Here is a 12,408-nt window from a genome sequence, read left to right on the forward strand (position 1 = left end):
TCAATCTATAGCCTTATTATATACGCTATTTCAAAGTGTTACAATTGTCACACTACCTCCTTAAAAACCCCTCTTTTACAAGGGATTAAGCGGTTTTGATAACGTTTTTCATAGGTTCTATATAGATATATAACAATAATAATATTTCAAGCTAACTCCCACTCAATTTATACTTATACAGTGTACTTTTATCTTTTCCCTCAACTATCTTGTTATTACACAATTTTTTAGGTTATATAAATTTTTGTCATTATTAAATATTATTTCACAAGTATATTAATTAAATACTTTTAAATTATTTACTTTTCTCTATATGATATTTTTTCTCATCAATTATTTTCACATCCTATTATACTTATTTAGCATTAATAGTATGACTTTATTTTATAATACAACATATTGATTTTTATCACATCTTGACTACAAGTCATATCTATTTTTTTCCATTTTCTTTTTCTGAAAGTACCCATTACAAATTATCTTATACAAAAGCGGCAAAATTTTTCATCCTCTTTATTTTGTAAAGTATCTTTTCCTCATTATGGTATGCATTTTTGACATGCTGAGGGCGTTGTGAAAAAATGACTGATATAGTATAATTTTAGAAGATGTTGTGCCAAAGCACTTTATCTCTATACAACATATTGATATTGAGTCCGTGTGAAAACATATCTATGCACTCTCATTTGCGATTTGTAAATGGGAGTCCTTTTATGGTCAAGGCCTAATACATATGTTAAACGGATATGCTTTCACATATATTCAATATATGTGGATAATCTTAACAATGGATACAAGTATCCTACACTTTTAGAAAAGGGAGAACTTTCATGAGCATTATGATCAAGAAACGTGATGGCCATTATGAGCCATTGTCGGTAGAAAAAACGAAGAAAATGGTTGCCTTTGCTTGTTTAGGCTTAGACTCTTGTGACCCTATCGAGCTTGAAATGGACTGTAAATTGCAGTTCGTGGACGGCATGACTACGAAACAAATTCAACAAACTCTTGTTCAAACTGCCATCGAGAAAGTCATCCAAAAGGTAGACGATGGTTTTGGCAACATGGTAAACCGCATGAACCAAGATTGGCAATTCGTGGCTGCTCGTCTATACTTATTCGATTTATACAAAGAAGCTGCTATTAACCGCAAGTATAAAGCTTTTGGGTATGGCAACTTCACTAATTTAGTAAAAACCTTAGTTGCTGCTGGTCGCTATGCAGACTTTTTCTTAACACAATATACAGAAGCTGAATTAGAAGAACTTGGCGACTATATCAAGCCGAAACGAGACTACTTGTTTAACTATGAAGGTATTAAACTATTAGCAGACCGTTATTTAGTAAAAGGCTTCAACAAAGAAATTTACGAACTTCCACAAGAGCGTTTCATGGCTATCGCTATGCATTTAGCTGTCATCGAAGGGGACAAAAAAGTTTACTACGCTAAAAAGTTCTATGATTTGATGAGCGAGTTAAAGATGACTACTGCTACTCCAACATTGGCGAATGCTGGTACACCATTCCATCAACTAAGCTCTTGCTTTATTTCTGGTGTAGAAGATAATCTATGGTCCATTTACGATGTGAACGCAAAGTTCTCTCGTGTATCTAAGCATGGTGGCGCTCTTGGTATTTATCTTGGTAAAGTACGTGCCTTGAACTCCGACATCCGTGGCTATAAAAATTCTTCTGGCGGTGTCATCCCTTGGATTCGTTTATACAACGATACTGCCGTTGCCGTAGACCAGTTAGGAAAGCGTAAAGGTGGTGCTACGGTAACACTTGACGTGTGGCACAAAGATTTCTACGAATTTGTTGAACTTCGTACGAATAATGGTGATGACCGTCGTAAAGCGCACGACATCTTCCCTGCTCTATCTGTACCAGATATTTTCATGGAACGTGTTATCAACCGTGAGCACTTCACTTTATTCGACCCACATGAAGTATCTCGTGTGATGGGCTTTCAATTAGAAGACTATTACGATGACGATACGAATAAAGCTTTCACAGAAAAATATTTAGCTTGTGAAGCTAGTCCAGATCTACACGGCATCGAAGTCAGCGCTTTGGACATGATGAAAAAAATCATGCGTTCCGCTGTAGAAACAGGCACACCGTTCATCTTCTTCCGAGATACGACGAACCGTGCGAACCCTAATAAGCATGCAGGTATGATTTATGCGTCCAACCTGTGTCATGAAATTGCACAAAACGTTGGTTTCACTGATTTAGATGAAGAAATTATCCAAGACGATGGTTCCATCGTGACTCGTACGAAAGCGGGAGACATGGTAACGTGTAATTTGAACTCCATTAACTTGGGTAAAACATCTGACGAAGAATTAGAGGAAAACATCGCTTTACAAGTGCGCATGTTGGATAATGTCATCACGATCAACCAATTCCCTGTGCCTGAAACTCGTGTAACTAGCGAAAAATATCGCGCTATCGGCCTTGGTACGAGCGGTTACCACCACTATTTGGTGAAACATAAAGTACAATGGGAAAGCGATGAGCATTTGGCTGTAGCTGATACATTGTTTGAAAATATTGCCTACGCTGCCATCAAGGCATCCATGGAATTAGCGAAAGAAAAAGGTGCTTACCCTGCTTTCAAAGGTTCTCAATGGGAAACGGGGGAATATTTTGAACGCCGTGGTTACACCTCTGAAAGGTGGCAACAACTGCGAGCAGATGTGGCAAAATACGGTATCCGTAACGGTTACTTAATGGCTATCGCTCCAACAGGTAGTACATCCAACATCGCTAACACCACAGCTGGTATCGATCCTATCTTCAAAAAATTCTTCATTGAAGAAAAAAAAGGTAGTTTCACTCCAAAAACAGCACCTGATTTGAGCAATGAAACCATGTGGTTCTACAAAGAAGCCCACACGATTGATCAACAATGGTCTATCAAGGCTTGCGGTATCCGCCAACGCCATATCGACCAAGCACAATCTTTCAATTTGTACATTACGCCACAAATGAAAGCGAAAGAAATTCTTGATTTATATGTGGAAGCGTATAAACAAGGCATTAAAACAATTTACTATATCCGTAACCAATCCTTAGAAATGGATGAATGCACTAGCTGTTCCTCCTAATCCTTGGTGGATCTAATCCTGATGAATAGAAGAGCACGGCATACCCTCTCACAAATGGCATTTCATGATGTTTGTTCGGGGCACGCCGTGCTCTTTTTGTATGTCTGTAGTATTGATCTTGTTAGTTTCTTTGATAATTCTATTATTAACTATTTCTAAACGTGTCGGATTGCACACGGTTAAAGTTTCTATCATTAAACTATTCTCAGCAAGTTTTCAGCCTCAAGAACGCAACTAGATTTGATACAGTGGGTAAATAAACTTAAAATCGATGAAAAATTAGTCATCATTTATAGGTATGTTTGTATTCTCTAAATAACTATGGTATACTTGACTTAGAAACAAGAAGAGTCTTCAACGTGTCGTGGCGTTAGGCTCATCTCAAAGAAAAGCTGAAATGAAATGGCCTAACGTGTTGAGGTGGTGAGATACCTCTTTACGTTAGGCTTTTCATTGTCTATTTTACAAGATCAATGATTTGAATTGCTAAACTAATAATAGAAATGACTAAAGTAATCTTTTCATATTTTGTCATAGCAACCACCTCCTCCCATGGTAGGAAGAGATGAGCCCAACTCACGTTGATGACTCTTCTATGATTTTATTATAGCACAAATATTTACGATACGTTAATATTTTATGGTTACTGTATACAGCGCGGTTAATACTTATTTCGTTTATAATCGAAACTATACTAGTATACCTTAATACTTTCGAGTATAGTCGAAATGATATACATAAACTCTAATAATTTCGAGTGTAGTCGAAATCACTTGCAAAACATACATATATTTCGACTATAATCGAAATTAGCATTGGAATCTTTCATTGTTTCGAGTATAATAAAATCAATGAAAGCGAGGTGTTAGCTATGGAATATATTAAACGCCCTAAGTACTTAACCCAAATAGAACCATTCATTGATAAGCCTGTAATTAAAATTCTCACAGGTATGCGCCGTGTTGGGAAATCTACTTTATTAACGATCATCAAAGATACCATCTTACAAGAAGTATCTGATGAACGCAAAGTTTATATTAACTTTGAATCCTTAGAATTTTTAGAGATAAACAATGCCACATTATTGGCAAAATATCTCATAGAAACAACAAAGCACTTGGATGGGAAGCTTTACTATTTCTTTGACGAGATACAGTTAGTGGAAGATTGGGAAAAAGTTGTAAATGGTCTACGTGTTGGTAAAGATTGCGACATCTATATTACTGGTTCCAACTCCACCTTAATCTCTGGCGAACTTGCTACACTTCTTGCTGGCAGATATGTAGAGTTTGAAATACAGCCATTTACATTTGATGAGTTTATTGAAGTATTCCAAGAGAAACCCCTGAGTAAGGAAGAGCTGTTCACTAAGTTTATCCAATTAGGTGGCATGCCTACCTTAAAATACTTTAACTTAGAAGAAAATAGTAGTTATAAATATCTAAATGATGTGTATCATACGGTTTTGATCAAAGACGTATTGACACACAATAAAATTCGCGATGTGGATATTTTCAATCGAATCCTATCATTTACTATACAAAATATAGGGTCCCCCGTTTCTGCAACTAGTATTAAAAAATATTTAAAGAGCGAGCATCGGGATGTTTCCATTGATACTATACTGAATTATTTAGACTATTGTCAGCAAGCTTTCATCCTAAAAAAGGTGTCTAGATTTGATACGGTCGGTAAAAAGAATCTTAAAATTGATGAAAAATATTACCTTACGGATCATGGATTTCGGGCTGCCAAAGGGTATTCTAATACGAAAGATATTGAAAGAACCCTGGAAAATATCATATATATTGAGCTAATTTCTAGAGGATATACCGTAGAAATTGGGAAGGTAAAAGATATGGAAATCGACTTTATTGCTACGAAGGATAAAGAACGAGTATACTATCAAGTGTCCTATCTTATGGAAACAGAAGCTACACGACAACGTGAATTTGGTGTGTATGCGCATGTACAAGATAATTACCCTAAATTTGTTCTCTCCATGGATACCGTTGACTTTAGCCAAGATGGAATCGTTCACAAACATGTGATTGATTTCTTGTTGGAAAACAGTTTATAAATGTATAAATGCTATCATAAGAATGTACAGAAATGATGATATAAGACTGTACTAAATGAATAGCCCCCACATTCTAGTATAAAGTATACAAAAGCACAGGGCTCGCGTCCCTGTGCTTTTTATATACCATATTTCTTCATAAAAAATGCATCTACTTCATCTATACCATAGGTTTTATCATTCTTTAACGAATCTATTCCTTTTTGCAATTCCTTATCTAATTCTTCCTTCGATAAACTAGCTAAGGATACTAATGTATCCGGTTTATTTTCTTTTGGTACCGCATGTGTATTTTTAGATACACGACCTATATTCCCCATATTTATATACCTATCCTTTTTATTTCATTAATGGCTTTATTTTTATAATACCGCTACTAAATACTAATACACTATTGTTTTAACTTTTATCTAATATCATTATACACTGCTGCATCAAAGCTCACAACACTCTACCTATTAATCATCTCTCCCCCTATCTTTTTAGTATGCATTTTTAGTATAATAAGAGGTAGTTTATAACTATATACCTATGAAAGCGTGCATTCTATCCAGGCTTTCATAATAATTCATAAATATATTGTTATTATAGATAAGGTAGGAGTTACTTTCATGGAAAAGAAACTGATTTTTAATGAACATGGTGACCGTGGCACGCAAAGTATGGTGGGCGGTAATACGACGAATTTACGGGAATGGAATCGTATTAAGTACGATTGGGCGAATACATTGTATCGCACGATGCTGAACAATTTCTGGATTCCTGAAGAAATTTCTTTGAACGAAGATATTAAGCAATTCCCTTATTTAACGGACAGCGAGCGCCGTGCATTTGACAAAATTATTTCCTTCTTAAACTTCTTGGACTCCATTCAAAGCGAGAACTTGCCAAACTTAAGCCGTTATATTACAGCATCTGAAGTGGCTTCTTTATTGAATATCCAAGCATTCCAAGAAGAAATTCACGCTCAATCCTATTCTTATATTTTGGATACGGTAACGAATCCAATTACTCGTGACCGCATTTATGATGAGTGGCGTACAGACGAGCATTTATTGGCTCGTAACCGTTTCATCGCCGACATTTACCAACGCTTCAGTGATGAACCATCAGAACACAATTTGATCCGTACAATCATGGCGAATTACATCTTAGAAGGCATTTATTTCTACTCTGGATTTAGCTTCTTCTACACATTGGCTCGCCAAGGCAAAATGACTGCTACTTCCACAATCTTTAAATATATCAATCGTGACGAAGTAACTCACTTAGTATTGTTCCAAAACATTATCCGTGAACTTCGCATCGAACGCCCTGAATTATTCACTGCTGAACTAGAAGCTGAGTTAACACAAATGCTTCGTGAAGGTACTGAAAATGAAATTGCTTGGGGCCAATACATCACTGATGACAAAATCTTGGGCATCAACAACACATTAATCGAACGCTACATCAAATACTTAGCGAACCAACGTGCTGATTCCATCGGCTTGCAACCATTATATCCAGACATCAAGGAAAATCCTATGGCTTGGATTGAAAGTTTCTCCAACTTGAACAGCACAAAAACTGACTTCTTTGAGGCGAAAGTTACAAACTATACAAAAGCTGCTGCATTCGATTTCGACGATTTGGAGTAATAATGCCTATAAGCTTATATACATAAAAGCTACACGTAGATATATTCTACTGTGTAGCTTTTTGTTTTCCCTATTACTCTGTAAATTTTACAACTTTAAAATTCAATGAGCTTTATACTTATCTAGGCTCATTGCTATTAAAACCAACTCCTGTTGACCTATAACTCTTATTTGATTACAAAAAAATATTGGAACTACCCATATAAGAGTAGTTCCAACATATATAAAAGAATCTTAGTTTGCTTTCACCAACGCCCGATGAATCAATCCAATCACAAATCCTACACCGCCGAACACAACCCAATCCATACCGATGCCGTGCATTGGCACTTGTGTAGCGAAGAACTGTCCTAGGCTACCTAAGTCTACGCTCGCCGTTTCTAAGCCAGATACAAGGGCTGTAATGAAGGTTGCCCCTACTGTCCAGGCATACACGCATTGGCGACCATTGAATACTGGATGTAAAAACGCCAATACAATCAATGCGATGGATAATGGGTACAGGAACATCAATACAGGAATGGCTGCGGTAATGATGGTTTTCAATCCAAACATGCCTACCCCGAAAGAAATCAATACGAACAGTACTGCATAGGCTTTATAGGATAAACCACCAAATTGTGTACTAAAGTACTGCCCGCAAGAGGTAACCAGTCCAATGCTCGTCGTCAAACACGCTAGCAATACGATAACTGCCAAGATCATAGCCCCTAAGTCGCCGAATAATAAGCGAGCTGATTCTGCTAATACAGGTGCTCCCGTATCTAGGATGCCTAGCTGTTCTACGCTAGTAGCGCCTAAGCTGGCAATGAATACATAGACCACACCTAAGCAACCTACGGCGATTAAGCCAGCTTTCAGTGTAGCACGTGTAATTTCATCACGTGTTTGTGCCCCTGAAAGCGTCACAAATTCGATGACCAAAATGCCAAATACGAAGGATGCCAACGCATCTAATGTGTTGTACCCATCTAAGAACCCTTGTAAGAAAGCTGTTCCACTAGTAGCGTAAGCCTCTGTTGGCGTACCGTAGCTCCCCAAAGGAGTAATCAAAGATTTAATAATCAACACCACAATTGTCACTAACAAGGCTGGTGTTAACACTTTACCAATGCGATTCACCAGTTTTTGTGGATTAATAGATAGCCACAAGGTCAATAGGAAGAAAGCAATGAGGAACAGGGTTTGTGCTGTATCCGAGGCAGCACCGCCTAAGAATGGTTTTACTGCAATTTCATAGGATACAGTCCCCGTACGAGGAATCGCAAAGGCAGGGCCGATAGATATATATAATGCCAATGTAAATAAGACCCCAAATACTGGATGTACGCGGCTAGCCAAACTTTGTACATTGCGACTACCAGAGTAGCCCATAGCCATTACCCCTAATAATGGCAGGCCTACACCAGTGACGATAAACCCTAAAATAGCCCACCACACATTAGTACCAGCATGTTGACCTAAGGTAGCGGGGAAGATTAAGTTACCTGCCCCAAAGAATAAAGCAAACAGCATCAGGCCGATAGCAATATAGGCTCGCCCTGATAATTGAGTATGATCTGACATACGCTCTCCTTTCAAATACATTCTATACTAACAAATATACACTGTATAAAAACAATTTTTATGCTTATTTTCTTATTATATCTAATTATAGACGAAATAAAAAGCCATTTCCCTCGTCGGAAATGGCTTTGTCTATACTGATTATGCATATACAGGCGAGCTATAATTGATAGATAAATTACATGGATTAACTATAGCCTACCCTTTTTAATCGCATGGTTCTACATCCACTTTTACATCGTAAAATGTACTTCCCCAACCATAGTCAGTAGGTCGTGAGGCAGTCAGCACATTCATAGTATATGTTGGATCATGAGACTGCGATTGCCACCATACGCCACAGCTCACAATCGTCCCTTTAGCCACCGTGTCGTCAATGCCCAAAGCAATTCGCAAGGACCCTCGCTCATTATACAAGCTCACAAACTCGCTGTGTAATACCCCTTTGCTGAGAGCATCCTCTGGATGCATGCGAGCCATCATCTGAGGTACATCCGCTTGTAACTCGCAAAAAGAAGAGTCCAATATGCGTGGGTCTGTTCCATTGATGAGGAAGAACTCCGCCGTATCCCCATGAGCTTCACGATACACAGGATATGGATCAGCCTCTATTGGATTGTATAACTCGATTTTACCTGATGGTGTACCGTACTCCAGCTTATACGTGTCTGATAAGTCCATTTCCACCAGCTCCCCTGCCAAGATTCTATCTTGTATATCTACTGGAATCGATGCATGTCGTACAATGTCTTCTATCATCTCTAGCTCTGACATGGCAAACACAGGATTATCAATACCCATCGCTTTGGCAATGCTACAGATAGTATTCCAATTAGAACGACTTTCACCAACTGGAGGAATGGCTTGATACCCACAACCGATGGTGTAATGTCCGTAGGAATTATATACATCATTGTGCTCTACAGACGATGTGGCAGGGAGTACAATGTCCGCATACTTCGCCGTATCTGTCATAAATCGTTCATGAACGACTGTGAACAGGTCCTCTCTCGATAATCCTTTACGCACCACTGTTTGGTCCGGCGATGTCACCGCTGGATTACTAGAGTATACATATAAGGCTTTAATCGGTGGGTTAGCTGCTTCTGTTAACATCGGTCCTAAATGAATCATTGGGTTCAATCGGGTTTCTTTCGTCTGAAAGCGCTCCCAGCTGACACACTTACCGCCAACAAATTGACTACCTGATGCACTCGATAACAAGCCCCCTCCTTTTTGTAGATATGCGCCCACCAAAGCCGGTAGTGCTACCACACACCGCACTGTATTGGCTCCATTTCCATACCGCGAAAGCCCACTACCTAGGCGAATAAATGGTGCCATCGCACTTCCATAGGCACGAGCAAACTGAATGATTCGTTCCTCTGGCACGCCTGTGATTTGCGCTACTTTCGATGGAGGATACTGAGAAATGACAGTATCCCGGAATCCTTCATAGCCTTGTACATAACGATCGATAAACTCCTCATTCACCAATCCTTCTTTGGCTAACACATGAGCTACCCCCAAGGCGAAAGCGCCATCTGTGCCCGGCCGCAAAATAATGACTTCATCCGCTAATTTTGTTGTCTCTGTGTGGTGGGTATCAATTACCCACAGCTTAGCACCTTGTTGACGAGCTATGGTCACATCGTGTAAGACATGTACATCCGTCGCCACTGCATTGAGGCTCCACAGCACCACGCAATCACTGTGTTGTATATCTTGTGGACGATTCCCCAACGTGTTTCCCATAAGGCTAGCCCAACCATATCGCTTTGCGGGGGAACAAATTCCCTTATCTTGACGGGTAGCACCTAATATAGCAAAGAGCGGATCCCCTGCGCTTTTTTGTAAAATTCCCATGGTTCCTGCATAGGAATAAGGCATGATACTTTCAGAACCATAGGTGTCGATACAATATTGAAATCGCTCTGCAATTTCTTGTAATGCTTCGTCCCATGTGATAGGTGTAAATTGGCCGCTTCCCTTAGGGCCTGTACGGCGCAAAGGGGTGGTCAGACGTCCACTATGGTGGACGGTTCGTTCATAATGTTGCATTTTTTGGCACAGTGTTCCTCGTGTGAAACTATGCGTTTTCATACCTCGTACCTGTTGCAACTGGTCTCCCTCAATGGTCAAGGTCAATCCACAGGCATCTGGGCAATCATAGGGACATACTGATGTCCTTGTCTGTATGGGCTTCATCATTATTCATTCCTTACTAGTCATCATCAAAGTCATCAAACAAGTCAACGTCAACGTCAAAGTCGAAGTCAAAACTATCTCCAGAATCATGACTGTAGTGATCAGAGTCTTCGGACTCTCGCTCGTCATATTCTAACTCATCTTCCATAATATCATTATAGTTGTCACGGAAAAACCGGTCTTGTTCTGTTTCATTTGCATCGGGAGAATCATAGTCTTCATTAGAGTCTTCTGACAATACATCTGATTGTCTATAATCGCGAATCGTCATGGATGCATAAGGGTCCACAGGTCCACTGTTTTCCGCTGAATCTTCAATTTCTACCATATCCATAGCTCGATTCAAATCTTTAGGCGTTCCCTCTTGTTGCACCATATCCAAAAACTCATCCGAACTTACTTCACTTACTAGGGTATCCATATCTTCTACCACTGATGGATCCTTTTGTGGTTCTATGGTTTGTAATTGACCTTTTTGTAAAAATCGATTCATTCTCTGCCGCCCCTTTCTCCATCTCTCAACTATTATATGTATTATACCACCTATAGCTAGATTTTCACTATATCCCCTTATCTATCACCTTGTAAAGGTATCCCCTATATACTGAAAGGACCCCTGAACAGGGGTCCTCATGTATAGTTGTATAGTATAGTTGTATAGTGTTAGTAATGTTCAGGATAGTATCACATATAATGGAGTGTATGTGATTAGTTCGATGTTACTTTCAGGAGGAGTTAGCCTAAAGTAGCACGTAAGAACCATAATTGTTTTTCATAGTAAGCGATGTGATCTTCCATGATAGCTACTAATCCAAAGTTGCCTTCTTCATCAGCAGATTCACGAATGGCACGAGCTTCTTTATTCAACAATTCAAAGTCTCCTACTAAGAATTTATAAACTTGTTCTACAGAGAATTTGTTGCCTGGTTCTTCTTTTAAAGATGCAATTTCTAAATATTTTGCCACATGTACTACAGGTTCTTCACCTTGCATTTTTACATGTTCAGCCACTGCATCATAATAGTCGAATGCTACATCGTAGACTTCTTCTAAATATTTGTGAGCTGGCACAAATTGAGATCCTACTACATTAAAATGGAAATTGTGAAGTTTAATATTCCAAATTGCTAAGTTTGCAATATATTGGTTGACTGCTTGTAAGTTTTTCATAACTTGTTCTCCTTTTCTTAGTTTTTTGCTAATTAGTATAATTAGCAATTAATAATTATTATTTGTTATGTACATATCTTAGCATAGTATATTAGAAAATGCAATAGTTTTTCATATAGTTTATCGAAATATTTGAATGTAAAAAGTTCCCGTTACCTATAACGCAACGAGAACTTATATCATATATTATTCACTTTTCTTAATAAATCCTTGTGTAGCGCTGTACAAGCAGAACCATACAAAGAAACTAGCCCCTGTAATAATCAAATACATGGTGTCTGTTAACTCACCCGAACGATACATCGCCAAGGTGTAAAAGAAGGCAGTCATGGTCATCAGAATATAGGATAATACGTAGCGCATACCACGCTCTACCTCTGCATCGGTGAACATTTCTTTCTTGAAACGCATCCAGTAAATCCCACAAAGAACTAAGCCGCCCAACATATTAGCAGCTAGTAAACTCATGTCTGCCCTGCCATTAAAGAACCAGCACAACGCCAAATGATTGATGAATAGCATCCATTTGATCATCGTCGTCAAACGGGCTGTTGTAATCGTTTGCTGTGGCTGTGATTGGTGTTGCTTCTTTTTCTTTCCTTTTCCCATAGTATCCTCTTTAATTAATCTA

At 38.6% G+C, this 12,408-nt stretch carries 9 protein-coding genes; 3 read left to right on the forward strand and 6 right to left on the reverse strand.

What is annotated here, in order from left to right; translation table 11 throughout:
* Positions 1 to 830 precede the first annotated feature (830 nt).
* Positions 831 to 3,113: a ribonucleoside-diphosphate reductase subunit alpha gene (locus EO116_RS02365; RefSeq protein ID WP_127160475.1), complete on the forward strand. Its 2,283-nt coding sequence runs from the start codon at positions 831 to 833 to the stop codon at positions 3,111 to 3,113.
* A gap of 871 nt (positions 3,114 to 3,984) precedes the next feature.
* Positions 3,985 to 5,193 carry an ATP-binding protein gene (locus EO116_RS02370; protein WP_127160476.1) on the forward strand — a complete coding sequence of 403 codons (1,209 nt, stop codon included), beginning with the start codon at positions 3,985 to 3,987 and terminating at the stop codon, positions 5,191 to 5,193.
* Between the two features lie 119 nt (positions 5,194 to 5,312).
* On the opposite strand, the gene EO116_RS02375 is transcribed toward EO116_RS02370, so the two are convergent.
* Positions 5,313 to 5,513, reverse strand: coding sequence for a hypothetical protein (locus EO116_RS02375; protein ID WP_126941176.1), 201 nt, complete (start codon positions 5,511 to 5,513; stop codon positions 5,313 to 5,315).
* A 291-nt stretch (positions 5,514 to 5,804) separates the two neighbouring features.
* Between EO116_RS02375 and EO116_RS02380 the strand changes: the two genes are divergently transcribed.
* Positions 5,805 to 6,833 carry a ribonucleotide-diphosphate reductase subunit beta gene (locus EO116_RS02380; protein WP_127068821.1) on the forward strand — a complete coding sequence of 343 codons (1,029 nt, stop codon included), beginning with the start codon at positions 5,805 to 5,807 and terminating at the stop codon, positions 6,831 to 6,833.
* Positions 6,834 to 7,067: 234 nt separating this feature from the next.
* Here the strand turns inward: EO116_RS02380 and brnQ are convergent, their stop codons facing one another.
* The 5 genes from brnQ to EO116_RS02405 form a co-directional block, all read right to left on the reverse strand.
* On the reverse strand, positions 7,068 to 8,399 hold the full coding sequence (gene brnQ, locus EO116_RS02385; protein ID WP_127160477.1) for a branched-chain amino acid transport system II carrier protein: 1,332 nt from the start codon (positions 8,397 to 8,399) through the stop codon (positions 7,068 to 7,070).
* A gap of 207 nt (positions 8,400 to 8,606) precedes the next feature.
* Positions 8,607 to 10,610 carry a molybdopterin-dependent oxidoreductase gene (locus EO116_RS02390; protein ID WP_240629111.1) on the reverse strand — a complete coding sequence of 668 codons (2,004 nt, stop codon included), beginning with the start codon at positions 10,608 to 10,610 and terminating at the stop codon, positions 8,607 to 8,609.
* A gap of 13 nt (positions 10,611 to 10,623) precedes the next feature.
* Positions 10,624 to 11,100 carry a hypothetical protein gene (locus EO116_RS02395; protein WP_127160478.1) on the reverse strand — a complete coding sequence of 159 codons (477 nt, stop codon included), beginning with the start codon at positions 11,098 to 11,100 and terminating at the stop codon, positions 10,624 to 10,626.
* Between the two features lie 242 nt (positions 11,101 to 11,342).
* Entirely contained in the window at positions 11,343 to 11,777 is a 435-nt protein-coding gene (locus EO116_RS02400; RefSeq protein WP_127069360.1) for a DNA starvation/stationary phase protection protein, read from the reverse strand.
* Positions 11,778 to 11,963: 186 nt separating this feature from the next.
* Positions 11,964 to 12,386, reverse strand: coding sequence for a hypothetical protein (locus EO116_RS02405; protein WP_127160479.1), 423 nt, complete (start codon positions 12,384 to 12,386; stop codon positions 11,964 to 11,966).
* Positions 12,387 to 12,408: the final 22 nt, after the last annotated feature.

This window comes from Veillonella sp. VA137, assembly GCF_003992015.1.
Taxonomy (GTDB): Bacteria; Bacillota; Negativicutes; order Veillonellales; family Veillonellaceae; genus F0422.